The sequence below is a fragment of the Saccharothrix sp. NBAS 001 genome (assembly GCF_056640475.1).
On the sequence record NZ_CM153251.1, the window covers coordinates 3,126,555 to 3,143,319 of the forward strand.

Genomic DNA, 16,765 nt, shown 5'->3' on the forward strand with positions numbered 1-16,765 from the left:
CCCCGTCAGGACGCGGGCTGCCACCGGCCGAACGAGCCGTGCCGCTGCGCCTGGACGCTGGTGTACAGCCGCCCGTCCGGGCCGACCAGCAGCACGACCAGCCGGCCCGCCGAGTCGACCGCCGCCGCCGGGTGGTCCAGCGGCGTGCCGCCGATCCCGACCCACGCCCCGGACGCGTCCGTGGTCACCGTGCCGTCGTCGGCCCGGCCGACCACGACCACGTCGCCGTGCGCGGCCACCGCCGCCGGACCTCCCGGGCCGCCCGGCCCCGGCCCGCGCAGCGGGGCCGACCAGGACCCGCCGGAACGCGTCGAGCGCAGCACCTCGCCGGTGTCGGCCACCGGCACCACGACGGTCGTCGTCCCGCCGTCGCCGGCCACCGCGACCGGGGCACCGCCCGGCGCGACCGCCGGGAACGACTCGTCCCAGCGGCCCGCCCACCGCAGCACGGACTTGGCCGTGCTCGCGTACACCTCCGGCGCGCCGTCCGGGCCGGGCACGGCGCTCAACCCGTCGCGCACGTCCGCACCGCCGAGCCGGTCCCACCGCCCCCACCGGCCGTCGCCGTCCTGCTCGGCCCGGCTCACCCCGCCGCGCCCGTCGCGCACGAACAGCGCCAGCCGCCCGTCGCGGTGCGCGGCCACGGCCGGCACGCCCACCCGCGCGTCACCGGGGTCCGGGCTGCCCAGGCCCACCCACCCCCGGTCGTCGCGGCAGGTCAACTCCCGGTTGTCCAGCCGCCGCCCGCACACGGTGAGCCCGCCGACGCCCGCGCCGACCGCCAGGCCCGCCGCGAGCGGGCCGTCCGCGCGGTCCGGGTCGACGCCCTCCCACCGCTCCCCCGCCTGCCGCCAGCCGACCACGTCGCGGCCGCGCACGGCGAACGCGTGCAGCCGCCCGTCCCGCGCCCGGCCGACCCACGACGTGCCGCGATCCCACCGGTAGTACATCCGGCGCGGCCAGCGGTCGTACGCGGTCGGGCCGTGCGCGAGCTTGTCGTGCTTCTGGTACTCGCCGAAGTGGCCGATCTTGTCGTCCTGCTGCGCCGGGCTCAGGTTCACCGGGGCGCTCTCGGTGTTGTAGTCCCGGTAGCCGACCACCGACAGCGCCGGGTGGTCCGGCGAACGCCGGTGGACCTGGGCCGCCGCCTCGGCGAACCGGGCGCTCATCACGTGGTCGGGGTGGTCGTGCAACGGCTGCCAGAACGGGTAGTCCGGGTCCGGGTCGGAGTCCTGGGTGCGCAGCACGGTCGGCCGGAAGTCCGCCATCAGCCGGGCGAGCACGGTGATCAGGCCGTTGCCGGTGTAGTCGGACGGCTCGGACACCTGGCCGCCGGTCGGCACCAGCGTGTCGACCGACACCAGGCCGGCGCGGTCGCGCCACAGCCGGCTCAGCGCGCCCTTGCCGCCGGCCGCGCGCGGGTCGGCGTCCTCGGGCAGGTTCAGGAAGACCAGTTCCACCCTCGGCCGGGACTTCAGCGAGTACCGCTCGGCGGTGCGCCCGCCCGGCAGCGCCAGGGCCGAGCCGTCCCATTCGTCCGGCACGCCCGCCATCCGCGCGTACGCGGCGCGGGCCCCCCGCTGCCGGGCCGCCGAGTAGCCGTTGGCGTCCGGTTCCTCCGCCTCGCCCGCGGTGAGGAACACCGTCATCAGCCGGTTTCCGGAACGGACCCCGTCGCGGACATCCGGATTCATGAACAATAGATCGTCGTCGTGGTGGGCGACCACCTGCATGTACGCGACCTCGTCGAGCGCCGCGGGCGGTGCGGTAGGGTCGCCGCAGGCCACCAGTACCGCCAGCGTCGACGCCACGAGCAGTGCGAACGGCCGTGCACCCGCCATGGAACCAGTGCCCCCAAGTCGCATTCCACCCCTGCTGCGACCGACAGGCTACCGACAGGAAGGCGACAGCGCAGAAACCGGTGACCAACGCGACGCCGTGCAACGCGACGGCGATGTCGCGCGTCGTTGACAGGTGGGATTCCACGTCGTTTGAGTTCGATCGGCACGGCAGTGTCTTGAGGGGTTTCGAGGGGACTTGTGCGCATCTCGGTGGTGGTCCCGTGCTTCAACGAGGAAGCCGGGCTGGAAGATCTTTTCGCGGCGCTGATGCGCACGCTCCCGGCGGTGAGCGAGGATTTCGAGGTCCTGCTCGTCGACGACGGCAGCACGGACGGCACCCTGCCCCGGCTGCGCCTGCTCGCGGAACGTGACGGGCGCTTCAAATACCTGGCGCTGAGCCGGAACTTCGGCAAGGAGGCCGCCATGCTGGCGGGCCTCGGCCACGCGACCGGCGACCTCGTGGCGATCATGGACGCGGACCTCCAGCACCCGCCCGAGCTGCTGGAGCGGATGGTCGCCCTGATCGGCACCGGCTACGACCAGGTGATCGCCCGCCGCACCCGGCGCGGCGAGGCACCGCTGCGCAAGCTCGTGTCGAACGTGTACTACAAGCTGATCAACAAGGTCATCGACGTCGAACTCCAGAACGGCGTCGGCGATTTCCGGGTGCTCAGCCGGCGCGCGGTGCAGGCGCTGTTGTCGCTGGGCGAGTACAACCGGTTCTCCAAGGGCCTGTTCTCCTGGATCGGGTTCGACACCGCGGTCATCGACTACGACAACGTGGTGCGCCAGAACGGCAACAGCAGCTGGACGCTGCGCAAACTGCTCAACTACGGCATCGACGGAGTGGTGTCGTTCAACTCCAAACCGCTGCGCATCGCCATCTACCTCGGCGCGCTGGTCACCGCGATCGCCTTCGGGTACGCGATCTGGGTGCTGGTCAACGCCGTGTGGCACGGCGTCGACGTGCCCGGCTACGTCACGCTGATGTGCGGCGTGCTCGTCCTGGGCGGCCTGCAACTGCTGTTCCTGGGCGTGATCGGCGAGTACGTCGGCCGCATCTACTCCGAGGCCAAGCGCCGGCCGCACTTCCTGGTCAAGGAGTCCGCCGGCACCGGGCCGACGCCGGTCACCCTGCCGCTGGGCCGCGCGGTGGCCGAGCACGCGGTGGAGGTCATGGGCGACGTGGTGTCCGGACCGTTCACGGAGCGGACCACGCGGTGACCGCACGGCTCGGGCGGATCGTCCGCTTCGGACTCGTCGGCGTGGTCAACACCGGCGTCTACTACGGCCTGTACGTGCTGCTGCGCCTGGCGTTGCCGTACCTGGTGGCGCACGTGGCCGCGTTCGTGCTGGCCATGGTCGGGTCGTACTTCCTCAACTGCTACTTCACGTTCCGCACGAAGCCGTCGCTGCGGACGTTCCTGCTGTTCCCGCTGTCGAACGTGACCAACTTCGTGGTCACCACGGCGGGCCTGTACGCGCTGGTCACGTGGCTGCACGTGGACCAGGGGGTCGCGCCGCTGCTCGCGGCGGTGGTGGCGATCCCGTTCACGTTCATCGTCGCGCAGCTCGTGCTCCTGGGACGTCCCGGGACGGCGGCGCCCCGGGTCAAGGAAGAGGAACGGACGCCGTGACGACGCTCGTCCGACGATCGGCGCGGGGTCCGCTGGTCGCCTTCGGTGTTTGTGCCGCGGTGGTGCTGATCGCGCAGATCCCGTTCCTGCGCAACCGGCTGTTCTACGTGTGGGACGACAGCGCGGTCCAGTTCCTGCCCACCTGGCACGACCTGGGCGGGCGGCTGCTGGAGGGCGACTGGCCGCCGCTGCTGGACGTGGACAACTGGATGGGCGGCAACCTCGCCGCCGAAGCGCTGTTCGGCCTCTGGAACCCGGTCAACCTGGCGAACTTCGTGCTGGTCCACCAGTTCGAGGACCTCGCGGTGGCCGCGGTCGTGGTGAAGACCGAGTTCCTGGTGCTGCTGGCGCTGGGCGTCTACCTGCTGTGCCGGGAGTACGGCGCGGGGCGCGGACCGGCCGCGGTGATCGCGATCGCGCTGCCGTTCAGCGGGTTCACGCTCTACTACGACACCGCGACGTGGGCCGCCGGTCTGATGGCGTTCACCTGGTTGCCGTTCACCTGGTGGGCGGCGCGGCGGATGGCGCGCGGCGCGGGCAGCCCGCTGTGGGCGTTCCTGTTCGGGGCGCTCGCGGTGACCACCGGCAACCCCTACGGGCTGGTCGGCGTGTGCGTGGTGATGTCCGCGCTGCTGGTCGAGTCCTGGGTCAGGCACGACCGGCCGGCGCTGGTGCGGCTGCTCGTGGTGGGCGGGCTGGTGGCGCTGCTGGTGCCGCTGGTGTACCTGCCGCTGCTGGGCAGCTCGGCGGTGACCGTGCGGGCGGGCCAGGGCTTCGCCAGCGACGGCGTGCTGATGCCCCGGCTGTCGGAGCTGCTGAACCTGAGCATGGCCAGCCACCAGCCGATGATCCGCGGCTTCGGCCACAGCATCCGGATGATCACGCCGTCGGTGTACTTCGCGTGGTTCGTCCTGCCGCTGCTGCCGTGGCTGCACTGGAGCCGGCTGCGCGAGCGGTGGCGTCCGCTGGCCGGGGTGTTCGCGGTGGCGGCGGTCTACCTGCTGCTCGCGATCGGGCCGTCGAACATGTGGATGTTCCGGTTCCCGTTGCGGCACCTGGAGGTCGTGTACCTGGCGTCGGGCGTGCTGTTCGCGGTCCTGCTGACCGGCGGGCCCAGGCTGGACCACTTCCGGCGGCGGGTGCTGATCACCGCGGGCGCGCTGGCGCTCACCGCGTACCTGACGTTCTCGGCCGGGCCGTGGCAGTGGCGGCACCACGTGATCGCCCTCGGCCTGCTGGTGGTCGGCACCACGCTGGCGATCTGGCTGGCGCGCCGACGGGTGGTGGCGATGTACGGGGTGCTGGTGCTCGGCGTGGCCGCCGCGCTGGTGGCGCAGACGGCGTGGTTCCCGTTCAACGGCGACGTGGCGGAGCACAAGTTCCCCCGCTCGATCAACGAGCTGCGCGCGCAGCTCCCGCCGCACGAGGGCACCACGTTCCCGGTCGGCACCGTGCTGCCCGGCAACGTCGGGCTGGTCGCGGGGCTGTCGTCGGTCGGCTCGTACACCGGGTTGCAGTTCCGCGATTTCGCCAACGCGACCTGCATGGCCTACCACGGCGGCACGTGCGCGGGCAGCCTCGACCGGATCTTCGCGCCGACCGACCTCGACGGGCGCACCCTGGCCGACCTGATCCGGGTGCGCAGCGTCATCGTGGAGAACGAGATCCGCCCGGACGCCCAGCCGCCGGCCGGCTGGCGGGTGTCGTTCCGGTCGGACAAGGAGACGGTGCTCACCCGCGAGCAGCCGCTGCCGTGGCCGGACGGGCGGCTCTCGCACGCCACGGAAGGCGTCCGGGTCACCGAGAACGCCATGCCGGACGACCGGGACGAGTCGGTGCGGTTCACCAAGCCGCGCGGGCGGGCCGGGTCGCTGGTGTTCGCGCGGCTGGCGTGGCCGGGTTACCGGGCGGAGTTGGACGGGCGCGAGCTGGCCACCCGGCAGGGTCCGGCCGGGCTGCTCGTGGTCGACCTGCCGGCCGACGTCGACGGCGGGCAGGTCGCGATCCGCTGGACGCCGCCGGGACTGCCGCTGGGCAGCGTGCTCGCGGTGCTGGGTCTGTTGTGCGCGCTGGCCTACGCCGGGTTCCTCCGGTGGCGGGCCCGCACGCCCGCGCCGGTGCCGCAGGTCGACGCCGAGCGGGAACCGGCCAACGCGTAGCCGTTCCCGGGTGGCACCGGCGAACCCCTCGACCGCCGGTGCCGCCCGGTCGCGGTCGCCCTCGGGACGGCCGACCGGACGACCACCGTACGGGCCGTTCCCGGTGCCGGACCGCCGGCGGGTGCACCGGTTCTTGTCGTTCCGCGTACTCGTCCGGTCACGCGCAGTACCGTGGTGCGAACGGTACGGAGGCAGGTGACGAGTTGACCGACTTCGCCACGGATCCCGCCGGCACACCGCGGCAGCGCCTGGAGGAGTTCCAGAACGCCGCGTCGACCGCGTTCGCGCCGCTGGCCATCACCGCCAACGACCCCGGGTCGATGCGGGCGGCCATCCGCGCCGAGCACGTCGGCGGGCTGCTGGTCTCGGACCTGCGGACGTCGGCGCTGACGGTGCGCCGCGACCACCGGCGGATCAGCTCGACCGACAACGACGTGTACAAGGTGGCGTTGCAGGTCTCGGGCCGGATGGTGGTCGCGCAGGACGACCGGCGCAACGTGATGCTGCCCGGCGACATGGCCGTCTACGACACGACCCGGCCTTACACCCTCGTCCACAGCGACCCGGCGCTGCGCCCGCAGGACGACTTCCGGACCATCGTGGTCACCTGCCCCCGCGAGTACTTCGCCGCCGACGCCGACGCGCTGCGCCTGGCCGTCGCCACGCCCAAGGCGACCGGGCGGGGTGTGCGGCGGCTGGTGGCGGGCTTCTTCACCGGGTTGGCCGACGAACTCGACGTCGGGGTGGCGCACGGCGGGCAGCGGCTGGCCGACTCGCTGGTGGACATGATCGCGCTGGTGTTCACCGGCCGGGAGGCTCCGGTGGACGGCCGGGCGCCGCTGCTGGACCGGATGCTCGCCTACTGCGAGGCGAACCTGTCCGACCCCGACCTCTCCCCGCGCACGGTCGCGCGGGCGCACCGCGTCTCGGTGCGGTACGTGCACCGGCTGTTCACCGGGCAGGACCAGCCGCTGTCCTCGTGGATCCGGGCCCGGCGGCTGGACCGGCTCCGCCAGGACCTGGAGGACCCGCGCCTGGCGGGCCGCACGGTGGCCGCCCTCGCCGCCCGCTGGGGGCTGCTGGACGCCCCGCACGTCAGCCGGGCGTTCCGGGCCGCGTACGGGATCGGCCCGGCCGAGTACCGGCGGCACGCGCTGCGCACGCGCGCCGCCGTCGTCCCGGCGCTCAGGACAGCGGTGTCAGGATCGTCTTGAGGTCGCGCCGGCCCGCGATGCCGAGCTTGCGGTACACCCGCGACAGGTGGAACTCGACCGTGCGCACGGTGAGGTACTGCTCCTCGGCGATCTGCCGGTTGCTGCGCCCGGTGCGGGCCAGTTCGCCGATCTTGCGCTCCTGCCTGGTGAGCCCGCCCGCGCCGTCCAGGGTGGTCATCCTGGTCAGCGCGGCCTCGGCGCGGCCGGCGAACAGCCGGTAGCCGGTGCGCCGGGCGGTGTCGCGCACCTGCTCCAAGGTCACCCTGGCCTCGTCGTACCGGTCGTGCGTGCCCAGCGCCAGCGCCAGGTCGTAACGCGCGCCGAGGGACTCGCCGAGCGCGTGGTTGTCCTCCAGCACGGCCGCCGCGGCGCGCAACGCCTCCGGGTCCGAGCCCGCCACCACGGCCGCCGCGTGGGTCGCCAGGCCCACCAGCCGGGGGTTGCCCCAGCGCCGGGCCGCCGCCATCTCCTTGGACACCAGCGCGCGGGCCAGGTCGGTGCGGCCCAGCGCGTTCGCGCACACCGCCGCCTTGGACCGCCACGGGGAGACCGCCGGGTTGTTCACGCCCCAGCGGGCCAGCTCCCGGCCGCAGTCCAGGAAGTCCTCCAGGGCGCGCTCGAACTGGCCGAGCGCGAAGTGCAGCGCGCCGCGCGCCAGGAACAGCTCGGCGCGGTCCTGCACGCCGATCAGCCGGCCGCCGAAATCGTGCTCCAGCAGCAGGTCTTGCGCGCGGTCGAGTTCGCCCAGGTCGACCAGGGCGGCCACCAGCCAGGCGACCGCGACGCCGCGCACCTGCTCGCAGACGTTGTGCCGCAACGAACCCGTCAGCACCCGGGCCGCGCCCGCCGGGTCGCCCGCCAGCCACATCAGCCGGGCCATCAGCAGGGCGACCACGCCGCGCGTGTCGGCGGAACCGCCCGGCCCGGTCTCGCGCATGGCCCGCACGCACCGGTCCATCGCCTCGTCGAGCCGGTCGCCGTAGCCGAGGGCGAGCACGCCGCACCACAGCGCGCCCGCGCCGCGCCACCCCGGCAGGGCGAGCAGCCGCCGCGCGGTGGCCAGGGTCTGCGCCCGGTCGGTGCCCCGGTTGGCGAGCTGGACGGCCAGGATGGCCAGCCGCTGCTCCTCGGGGATGCCGGTGAGGTCGGCGCTCGCGCAGTCGGCGCTGTCCGGGGCTGGGCTGCCCGGCACGTAGACCAGGCCGCCCAGCTGCGGGCCGCGCGCGCCGGTCGGCGTGGCGAGCACCATCTCGATCACCTCGCGCACGATCTCGTCGGCCTCGCCCCAGCGCCCGCGTTCGACGAGTTCGGCCCGCGCCCGGCGCACCCGGTCCAGCGACGGGACCTGCCCGCCGGTTCCGGCGGGCAGCCCGCGCTCGACCGGTGCCGACGCGAGGCCGACCGGTTGGACGTCGTGCTTCACCACGTACCCCCCAAATTCCCCCGGCCGCGCGGTACCGGCCGGGGGTTCGCGTGTGTGGGACGACCTCGCCCGCCGCGCGTGCCAAGGGCCCGCACGGGCGTCGGCGGGCCGGCGCGGCCCGCCACGCCGGGGGCCGCCTCGGCGGGCGGTCAGGCCGGACGGAAGGTCAACAGGGACAGCCGGCCGGGTTCGGGCTCGGCGACCGGGGCGAACCCCGCGTCGGCGGCGAGCCTGGTCCAGTCCGACCACCCCCTTTCCCGACCGCCGAGAACGGCCATCATCTCGATATCCGACAGCTTACCGAGATCGGGTACGCCTGATCGGGTGAGAACGTGGTTGACGACCAGCAGGCGGGCCGCCGAGTCGTCGCCGATGGCCCGCCGAATGGTCGACAGCGCGCGCACCGCCGACGCGTCGTCCCAATTCTGCAACGAGCGCTTCACCAGGTAGGCGTCGAATCCCGACGGTATTTCCCGGAAGAAATCCGCCTCGATCGCGACCGCCCGGTCCGCGACCCCGTGCCGGTGGAATTCCTCGGCCGCGCCGGCCACCGCGAGCGGGTGGTCGCACACCGCGCCTTCCCGGCCGGGGTTGCGCCGCAGCAGTTCGGCCAGGAAGCTGCCGCGCCCGCCGCCGACGTCCGCGATCCGCCGGAACTCCAGCCCCTCGAACAGCGCGAAGGTGTCCGGGCCGTCGTTCTGCGCCATCGCCCGGTCGAACAGCCCGGAGGCCGCCGGGTCGGCGCGCAGGTGGTCGTAGAACGGCCCGCCGAAGGTGTGCTCGAACGCCGGCCGGCCGGTCCGCACGGTGTGCGCGACGTTCTCGTGCGGGCGCCACATCAGCGGGTCGGTGAAGAACAGGAACACGTCCCGGAACCCGCCCGCGTCCCCGGTCCGCAGCCCCTCGGCGGCCGGGGTGAGGGCGAACCGGCCGGCCGCGTCCTCGTCCAGCACGCCCGCCGACGCGACCGCCGCCAGCACCCGGCCGAGCCGGGACGCGTCCACGTCGAGCGCCTCGGCGAGTTCGGCGGCGGTGGCCGGCCCGGCCGCCAGGTGGTCCGGCACGCCGAGTTCCACGAATGCCCGGATGGCACCGAACGCCCATTTCAGGGCGGCCAGGTGCTGGACCAGTCCGCGCGGGTCGGCCAGTGCCGCACGGGGCAGCAGCGGCGCGTGACCCCGATCGTCCGATTGCTGTTCGCCACCCATTTCCGGTCTCCACTCCACTGGTTCCCGACAATCCGGATCCGAACCCTGAAAAACCCGCGCGGAACCACTCCGCGCGAACCCGGCACGACCTCGGCTCGAACTCAGTAGGACCGCACGTGCCCGCCGTCCACCCGGAGCACGGCACCGTTCACGTAATCCGCGAGCGGGCTCACCAGGTAGCCCACCGCGCCCGCCACCTCCGCCGGCGTCCCGTACCGCCCGATGTCGTTGGGCACCCACTCCTCCGCGGCCCGCCGCTCGATCCCGGCCAGGTCGGTGCCCCAGCCCCGGTCGGGGCCGATCCCGCGCAGCCAGTCCCGCATGTACTCGACCATGATCGCGCCCGGCGCGACCACGTTCGAGGTCACCCCGGTGCCCTTGAGGTCGCGGGCGAGGGAGACCGCGAGGTTGTGCCGCGCGGCCAGCGCGGCGGAGTACTGCGGCTGCATCGGCATGGGCTGCACCGCGAGCCCGCCGCCGACCTGGACCACCCGGCCCCAGCCGCGCTCCCGCATCCCGGGCACGAACGCGTGGATCATCCGCACCGCGGACACCACGTTCACCTGGTAGGACTTCGCCCACAGCTCGGGCGTCGCGGCGCTCCACGGGACCAGGTCGGTGCCGCCCGCGTTGTTCACCAGCACGTCGACCCCGCCGCCCTCGGCGACCGCGCGGACCACGGCCTGCGCGCCCTCGTCGGTGGCCAGGTCGCCGAGCGCCACGTCCACCCGGCGGCCGTGGTCGCGCAGCTTCTCCGCGAGCGCCTCGGCACGGGCCCGGTCGCGCCCGTGCACCACCACGTCCGCGCCCTCGGCGGCGAGCAGTTCCGCGATCGCCGCGCCGATCCCGGAACTCGACCCGGTGACCAGCGCGCGCCGGCCGGTCAATCGCAGATCCACGGACACCCCCGATTGTGTCGGATATCGATTTTCTCGGTTGTCGAACGGCCCCCGAGCGGTCGTGCCGCCGAATGCGGCGCGGGCCGGTCGAGGGCCGCGGTGGGCTATCCGCGAACGCGTTCCAGCAGTTCGTCGGTGATCGTCGCCAACCGCTCGGCGTCGGCCGGCGAGAACAGTCCGCCGCCCAGGCCGAGTTCGCTGTACATGTTGAACGCGCTCAACGGCTCTTTCGGCGGGTTGTCCAGCAGCCGGATGATCGGCGGCACGACCGCGGTGGCCGGTTTCGCCAATGCCTTCTGCTGTTCGATGTACGCCGCGGTCGGCGGGTCGAACTCGCCGACGAATCCGGTGGAGGTCGTGCCGGGGTGGAACAGGACGTAGCGGACCGGCCCGTCGCCGTAGCGCTGCGCGAAGGTCACGCCGTGCAGGTCGTCGAGCCGGCCGGTCATGAACATCGCGCGGACGCCGTCGTAGCCGCGCGCGCTCTGCAGGTCGTGCCACTCGACCGGGGTGTCGTGGCCGGGCCCGGCCACGTTGACGATCACCGGCCGGTCGGCCTTCTCCAGCGCCGGCCGCAGCCCGTACCCGAACAGCAGCCTGCTCAGGTAGAACAGGGCGAAGTTGTCCTCGAAGCCCTCGGCGGTGACCGACCGGTAGGTGCGGAAGAACCGCGCGCACAGCACCAGGCCGTCGATGCTCGGGTGGGCGTCGAGGATCGACTCGACCACCCGCCGGTTGTTCGACACCAGGCTCAGGTCGGCCCGGATGAACTCGACGCTGCCCGGTGCCGACTCCGCCGCGCGGACCAGCGCGTCGCCCTTGTCCTGGTTGGTCCCGAGCGCGACCACGTGGTCGCCCCGGGAGAACAGTTCGCGCGCCACGGCCGCACCGATGCCGTCACTGGCGCCCGTGATCACGTATGTCCTCGTCAAGCCATGCTCCCTGGTTATGGTTTCGGGTGGGTCGGGTTATTCCGGTGACCGCGGCACGCCTGTCTCAACGCAGCGCCTCGATGACCCGGGCGAACGCCGTCATCTCGGGTTCCAGGACGCTGAAGTAGCTGATTCCGAATCGCTTCCGCGCCTGGTGCAACTGCTCCGCGCATTCCTCCGGCGTGCCGACCAGCAATGACGGCAACTCGACCAGCTGGTCGGTGGTGAGGTCGAGATCATTCTGCCACACATCGGCGATCACGTGTTCACTGCCGGGCAGCAGAACCCGGTGCACCGGAATGTTCAGCTCGACCTCGTCGATTCGGTCACCGAGCAGTTCCCGGACGAATTCGACCCGCGCGGCCAGCTCGTCCACGCCGCCCAGCCGCAGGCCCTCGCCGTCGCGCACCCGGACCGTGCCGGTGAACGCCACGACGTCGGCGCGGGCGGCGGCCAGCCGGAGCACCCGGTCGCCTCGGCCGGCGATCAGCACCGGCGGTCCGGGCCGCGCCTTGAGCCGCTCGACGGTCCGCTCCAGGTGCGCGACCCGGTCCGCGGCGGAGGTCCACGGCAGGCCCGCCGCGTCGAACTGCCGCCGGTCGTAGCCCGCGCCCAGGCCGACCTCGACCCGGCCGCCGGAGTACCGGTCGATCGTCTCGACGTCGCGGGCCAGCACCTCCGGCTGGTAGAAGGTGGTGTTCAGGACGAGGGTCCCGATCCGCACCCGTTCGGTGGCCTCGGCCGCGAGCACCAGTGTGGGCAGCGGTGCGGGCATCCCGAGGTGGTCGGACACCGACACCACGTCGTAGCCCAGTTCCTCGGCCAGCTTCACCTTCCGCACCCAGTCGGCGCGTTCGACGGGGCTGAACAGGCACAGGCCGAAGCGGAACGGCCGGTCGTGGACAGCGGTCACGGGACTCACCTCTCGGGTTCAGCGCTGGTAGGGGCGTTCGGCGCGGGCGGCGCGCAGGGCCTGGCCCCACCACGCCAGGCGGTCGAGCAGCACCTTGGCGGCGATCGCGCTCTCCCCGCCGTCGCGGGGCGCGCCGTCCTGGAAGACGTTCCACACGTTGGTGAAGCTGACCGACTCGCGCACGGTCGTGGCGTGCAGTTCGGCGAACACGTGCCGCAGGTGCTCGACCGCGCGCAGGCCGCCGCTCATCCCGCCGTAGGACACGAACCCGACCGGTTTGGCGTTCCACTCGGCGTTGAACCAGTCGATCGCGTTCTTGAGCGCGGCGGGCGGCGCGTGGTTGTACTCGGGCGTGACGAGCACGAACGCGTCGGCGGCGGCCAGGCGCGCGCCCAGCGCGTCCCGGACGCGCGCGGTGGCCTCGTCGGGTTCGTGGCCGGGCGCGGGCAGCACCAGCGGCAACGGGTGGTCGAGCAGGTCGACGACCTCGACCCGGAAGTCCGGGTGGTGGCGGGCCTGGTCGGCGAACCACTCGGCGGCGGTGGGCGCGAACCTGGTGTCGCGGACGCTGCCGACGACCACCACGAGCGTGAGCGGGCTCATGACGGGACCTTTCCGGTGGTGGGGGCGCGGAGGCCGGTGAGCGCCACGACCGCGCCGACCGCCGCCGCCGAGGTGAGCAGCGCGGTCGCCGCCGGGACCGGCAGGAACGCCGCCAGGGGCAGGAACACGACCGAGCCGAACTGGACGAACGTCTGGTAGACCGGCACGGCGGCACCGCGCAGGTCGGCCGGCACGGTCGCCGTCGCCTGCACGTTGAGCGCCACGAACGACAGCACGAACCCCGCCTCGACCAGCAGCAGCACCGGCAGCACGCCGGTCGCGTACGGCTGCGGCCGCACGAGGTAGAAAGCGTTGCCCGCCAACGAGCACAGCGCGCCGGCCGCGATCAGCCGGCCGGTGCCGAACCGCCGCACCAGCCGGGCCCCGTGCGGCGCGGCGAACACCAGCGGCAGGCTGGCGGGCAGCAGCGCGACCGCGAGCAGCCAGGGCTCCACCTCCCGCAACTGCACGGTGACCAGCAGCAGCAGGCCGATGTAGGTCCCGTTCAGCACGAACGCGCCGACCCCGGCCCGCAGCAGCGAGCCGTCGCGCAGCACGGCCGACGACGCCGACGGCGGCGGCGCGCTCGCCGGCGCGCGCGGGATCACCCGCAGCCCGGCGGCGAACAGCACCAGCGCGATCGGCGCGGGGAACAGGAACGTCCAGTGCCAGCTGATGCCGGACAGCACCCCCGACAGCAGCAGGCCCACGGTGAACCCGGCCGCGCCGAACAGCGAGTACACCGAGACCGCGCGCCGCCGCGCCGGCCCGTCGAACACCGCCACGATGATCGCCAGGCCCGCGGGCGCGGTGAGCGCGGCGCAGAACCCCTTGACCACGCGGCTCGCGATCAGCACCTCGGGCGAGCCGGCCAGGCCGCCGACCACCGAGACCGCCGCGAACCCCAGCAGGGCGGCCAGGTAGACCTCGCGGCGGCCGAACCGGGCGGCCAGCCGGGGGCCGGGCACCAGCAGCAGGGCGAAGCCGAGCGCGAACCCGCTCATCACCCACTGCGCGCCGGCCGGCGGCAGGCCGAACTCCGCGCCGATCGGCGCGAGCGCGGGCAGCACCACCGCCACCTCGACGGCGTCGAGCAGCATGTTCCCGGACAGCACGAACAGCAGCGCCCAGGCCCGGCGGTCCCACCCCGTCCCCTCAGGCACGGGCGGGTTCCCGCGCGTTGAGCAGCGGCGCGAGCTGTTGGCTCGCCAGCTCGATGTGCCGGGTGACCAGGTCGTCCGGCATGGCCGCGACGGTCGCCCAGAACACCACGTGGCGCACCGGCAGCCCGTGGGTGCGTTCGCGGATCCGGTCGGCGGCCTCCTGCGGGGTCATGACCTCCAGCGCGCCCCACGGCCCGGTCTCGCGCCGGTCGCGGGACCCGCCGGGCTCCAGCAGCGGCGGCACCGGGTGGTCGGTGCCCTCGACCGACGCCCGGCGGTAGGTGTTCTGCTGGTGCGCCAGGTGCGGCGCGATCCGGGGCCACGCCGCGTCCGGGTCGTCGGCCAGCAGCACCGGCAGCAGGTCGGCGACCCGCGCGCTCGCCGGGTCGTGGCCGCCCTCGACCAGGCCCTCCCGGTAGTGCCCGAACATCTCCGGCGAGATGTGCAGCAGCCCCATGCCCAGCCGGCCCGCCAGCCGCGCGCCGCGCGGCCCGTAGAAACCGCCCCACAGCGGCACCGGGTCCTGCACCGGGCCGGGCGTGACGCCACCCTCGTCCCACAGCCGGCGCACCTCCCGGATCACCCGCTCGGTCTCCGCGAACTTGCGCCCGTGGTCCGCGCCGAACAGCTCGAACTCGGGCACCCGGTACCCCGCACCGAGCCCGAGTTCCAGCCGGCCGCCGCTGATCAGGTCGACCACCGCGGCCTCCTCGGCGAGCTGCGCCGGCTTGCGCAGCGCGGGCAGCACCACGGCCGTGCCGATCCGGGCGGTGCGGGTGCGGGCCGCCGCGGCCGCCGCGAACGTCAGCGGCTGCGGGAGGTAGCCGTCGTCGAACAGGTGGTGCTCGGTGAACCACACCCCACCCGCGCCGCGCAGGTCCGCCTCCTCGCACAGCTCCAGCGAGCGCGCGTAGTGGTCGGCCCACGGCCGGGCCCACCGGGCGGGGTTGCGCAGGTCGAAGAGGAATCCGACGTCCATCGTGGTCTCCATTTCAGTTCCGCCAGCCCCCGGCCCCGGCCGACCCGGGGGCGCGTTCCGGTCGCCGCCACCCGGCCCGCCTCGGCGCCCGGTCCACCGGGTCGGGCGGGTCGAGGGCCCGGCGCAGCACGGCGGCCAGCGCGGCGAGTTCCAGCAGGTCCGGCTCGCCCTTCTCCACCCGCAGCAGCGCGGGGCGCGGGCCGGTCACTGGGGCGGGTTCCCGTGCTTGCGGCGCGGCAGGTCCGCGTCCTTGGTCTCCAACATGGCGAACGCGCCGATCAGCGCCGGGCGGGTGTCGCGCGGGTCGATCACGTCGTCCACCAGGCCGCGCTCGGCGGCGTAGAACGGGTGCACCAGCTCCTCGCGGTACTGGTCGATCCGCTCCCGGCGGGTGCGCTCCGGGTCGTCGGCGGCGGCGATCTCCCGCCGGAACACCACGTCGGCGGCGGCTTCCGCGCCCATCACCGCGATCTCGTTGGTGGGCCACGCCAACGCGACGTCGGCACCGATGGAACGCGAGTCCATCACGATGTACGCGCCGCCGTAAGCCTTGCGCAGCACCACGGACACCCTGGGCACGGTCGCGTTGCAGTACGCGTAGAGCAGCTTCGCGCCGCGCCGGATGATGCCGTCGTGCTCCTGGTCCACGCCCGGCAGGAACCCCGGCACGTCGACCAGGGTCAGCAGCGGGATGTTGAAGGAGTCGCAGAACTGGACGAACCGCGCGCCCTTCTCGCTGGCCTTGATGTCGAGCACGCCGGCCAGCGCGGCGGGCTGGCTCGCGACGATCCCGACCGGCCGGCCGTCCAGCCGGGCGAACGCGCACACCAGGTTCGGGGCCCACAGCGCGTGCACTTCGAGCAGGTCGCCGTCGTCGACGATCTCCTCGATCACGTCCCGCACGTCGTAGGCGCGCGACGCGTCGACCGGGACGGTGTCCAGCAGCGCGGGGGCGCGCCGGTCGGCCGGGTCGTCCCCGCGCACCACGGGCGGCAGCTCGCGGTTGTTGGCGGGCAGCATGGACAGCAGCAGCCGCACGTCCGCCAGGCACGACTCCTCGTCCGGGTGGACGAAGTGCGCCACCCCGGACACGCCGCCGTGCACGTCCGCGCCGCCCAGGTCCTCCATCGAGACCTCTTCGCCGGTCACCGCCCGCACCACGTCCGGCCCGGTGATGAACATCTGCGAGACCTCGCGGACCGCGAACACGAAGTCGGTCAGCGCCGGCGAGTACGCCGCGCCGCCCGCGCACGGCCCGAGCATCACGCTGATCTGCGGGATCACCCCGGACGCCCGGACGTTGCGGCGGAAGATCCCGCCGTAGCCGGCCAGCGCCGACACGCCTTCCTGGATCCGCGCGCCCGCGCCGTCGTTGAGCGACACCAGCGGCGCGCCGGCCGAGACGGCGAGGTCCATCACCTTGTGGATCTTCTCCGCGTGCGCTTCGCCGAGCGCGCCGCCGAACACCCGGAAGTCGTGCGCGTAGACGAAGACGCGGCGACCTTCGACGGTGCCCCACCCGGTGACCACGCCGTCGCCGTGCGGGCGCTTGGCCTCCAGGCCGAACCCGGTGGCGCGGTGCCGGCGCAGCGGCTCGATCTCGGTGAAGCTGTCCTTGTCCAGCAGCAGCCCGATCCGCTCGTGCGCGGTGAGCTTGCCCTTGGCGTGCTGGCGTTGCGTGGCGCGCGGGTCGGCGCCGGTCCTGGTCAGCTCCTTGAGCGCGGTCAGCGCGTCGATCTGCTCGGCGAACCCGGTCGGTTCGCGGACGGTGGTCATGGTCTGCCTCCCCCACTG

The 16,765-nt window shown here is 73.7% G+C and carries 15 protein-coding genes; 4 read left to right on the top strand and 11 right to left on the bottom strand.

Going from position 1 to position 16,765, the window contains the following annotated elements; all coding sequences use genetic code 11:
• Nucleotides 1-5: 5 nt before the first annotated feature.
• Nucleotides 6-1,865 (bottom strand): PIG-L family deacetylase, encoded by a 1,860-nt coding sequence (locus AC0HI0_RS13190; RefSeq protein ID WP_480932618.1) that lies wholly within the window; start codon nt 1,863-1,865, stop codon nt 6-8.
• Between the two features lie 174 nt (nt 1,866-2,039).
• On the opposite strand from AC0HI0_RS13190, the gene AC0HI0_RS13195 reads away from it, so the two are divergent.
• From AC0HI0_RS13195 to AC0HI0_RS13210, 4 genes are all read left to right on the top strand, one after another.
• On the top strand, nt 2,040-3,065 hold the full coding sequence (locus AC0HI0_RS13195) for a glycosyltransferase family 2 protein (protein WP_480932619.1): 1,026 nt from the start codon (nt 2,040-2,042) through the stop codon (nt 3,063-3,065).
• Nucleotides 3,062-3,478, top strand: a complete 417-nt coding sequence (locus tag AC0HI0_RS13200; RefSeq protein ID WP_480932620.1) for a GtrA family protein — start codon at nt 3,062-3,064, stop codon at nt 3,476-3,478. The genes AC0HI0_RS13195 and AC0HI0_RS13200 overlap by 4 nt, the downstream gene beginning before the upstream one ends.
• The gene (locus AC0HI0_RS13205; protein WP_480932621.1) at nt 3,475-5,637 is read left to right on the top strand and encodes a hypothetical protein; all 2,163 of its coding nucleotides are present in this window, start codon (nt 3,475-3,477) and stop codon (nt 5,635-5,637) included. Before AC0HI0_RS13200 ends, AC0HI0_RS13205 begins: the two co-directional genes overlap by 4 nt.
• Nucleotides 5,638-5,840: 203 nt before the next feature.
• Complete coding sequence (locus AC0HI0_RS13210) at nt 5,841-6,851, top strand: AraC-like ligand-binding domain-containing protein (protein WP_480932622.1); 1,011 nt, start codon at nt 5,841-5,843, stop codon at nt 6,849-6,851.
• Here the strand turns inward: AC0HI0_RS13210 and AC0HI0_RS13215 are convergent.
• The 10 genes from AC0HI0_RS13215 to AC0HI0_RS13260 all read right to left on the bottom strand — a co-directional run bounded on the left by AC0HI0_RS13215 (nt 6,823) and on the right by AC0HI0_RS13260 (nt 16,747).
• Nucleotides 6,823-8,274, bottom strand: a complete 1,452-nt coding sequence (locus AC0HI0_RS13215) for a LuxR C-terminal-related transcriptional regulator (RefSeq protein ID WP_480932623.1) — start codon at nt 8,272-8,274, stop codon at nt 6,823-6,825. The two genes, AC0HI0_RS13210 and AC0HI0_RS13215, sit on opposite strands and share 29 nt — an antisense overlap.
• A gap of 149 nt (nt 8,275-8,423) precedes the next feature.
• Nucleotides 8,424-9,482: a methyltransferase gene (locus AC0HI0_RS13220; RefSeq protein WP_480932624.1), complete on the bottom strand. Its 1,059-nt coding sequence runs from the start codon at nt 9,480-9,482 to the stop codon at nt 8,424-8,426.
• A gap of 101 nt (nt 9,483-9,583) precedes the next feature.
• Nucleotides 9,584-10,381 (bottom strand): SDR family NAD(P)-dependent oxidoreductase, encoded by a 798-nt coding sequence (locus AC0HI0_RS13225; protein ID WP_480932625.1) that lies wholly within the window; start codon nt 10,379-10,381, stop codon nt 9,584-9,586.
• Nucleotides 10,382-10,485: 104 nt separating this feature from the next.
• Nucleotides 10,486-11,313: an SDR family NAD(P)-dependent oxidoreductase gene (locus tag AC0HI0_RS13230; protein WP_480932626.1), complete on the bottom strand. Its 828-nt coding sequence runs from the start codon at nt 11,311-11,313 to the stop codon at nt 10,486-10,488.
• Between the two features lie 64 nt (nt 11,314-11,377).
• The gene (locus AC0HI0_RS13235; protein ID WP_480932627.1) at nt 11,378-12,226 is read right to left on the bottom strand and encodes a TIGR03621 family F420-dependent LLM class oxidoreductase; all 849 of its coding nucleotides are present in this window, start codon (nt 12,224-12,226) and stop codon (nt 11,378-11,380) included.
• 18 nt (nt 12,227-12,244) lie between these two features.
• The gene (locus tag AC0HI0_RS13240) at nt 12,245-12,829 is read right to left on the bottom strand and encodes an NADPH-dependent FMN reductase (protein ID WP_480932628.1); all 585 of its coding nucleotides are present in this window, start codon (nt 12,827-12,829) and stop codon (nt 12,245-12,247) included.
• Complete coding sequence (locus AC0HI0_RS13245; protein WP_480932629.1) at nt 12,826-13,992, bottom strand: MFS transporter; 1,167 nt, start codon at nt 13,990-13,992, stop codon at nt 12,826-12,828. The genes AC0HI0_RS13240 and AC0HI0_RS13245 overlap by 4 nt, the downstream gene beginning before the upstream one ends.
• The gene (locus AC0HI0_RS13250) at nt 13,985-14,971 is read right to left on the bottom strand and encodes an LLM class flavin-dependent oxidoreductase (RefSeq protein ID WP_480932630.1); all 987 of its coding nucleotides are present in this window, start codon (nt 14,969-14,971) and stop codon (nt 13,985-13,987) included. Before AC0HI0_RS13250 ends, AC0HI0_RS13245 begins: the two co-directional genes overlap by 8 nt.
• A gap of 13 nt (nt 14,972-14,984) precedes the next feature.
• Nucleotides 14,985-15,179 (bottom strand): acyl-CoA carboxylase epsilon subunit, encoded by a 195-nt coding sequence (locus tag AC0HI0_RS13255; protein ID WP_480932631.1) that lies wholly within the window; start codon nt 15,177-15,179, stop codon nt 14,985-14,987.
• Nucleotides 15,176-16,747, bottom strand: a complete 1,572-nt coding sequence (locus tag AC0HI0_RS13260) for an acyl-CoA carboxylase subunit beta (protein WP_480932632.1) — start codon at nt 16,745-16,747, stop codon at nt 15,176-15,178. Before AC0HI0_RS13260 ends, AC0HI0_RS13255 begins: the two co-directional genes overlap by 4 nt.
• Between the last annotated feature and the right edge of the window lie 18 nt (nt 16,748-16,765).

What these genes read in the sequence shown, in the direction of transcription:
- AC0HI0_RS13190 (WP_480932618.1), bottom strand. Translation starts at nt 1,865, where the DNA reads ATGCGACTTGGGGGCACTGGTTCCATGGCGGGTGCACGGCCGTTCGCA.
- AC0HI0_RS13220 (WP_480932624.1), bottom strand. Translation starts at nt 9,482, where the DNA reads ATGGGTGGCGAACAGCAATCGGACGATCGGGGTCACGCGCCGCTGCTG.
- AC0HI0_RS13240 (WP_480932628.1), bottom strand. Translation starts at nt 12,829, where the DNA reads ATGAGCCCGCTCACGCTCGTGGTGGTCGTCGGCAGCGTCCGCGACACC.
- AC0HI0_RS13250 (WP_480932630.1), bottom strand. Translation starts at nt 14,971, where the DNA reads ATGGACGTCGGATTCCTCTTCGACCTGCGCAACCCCGCCCGGTGGGCC.
- AC0HI0_RS13260 (WP_480932632.1), bottom strand. Translation starts at nt 16,747, where the DNA reads ATGACCACCGTCCGCGAACCGACCGGGTTCGCCGAGCAGATCGACGCG.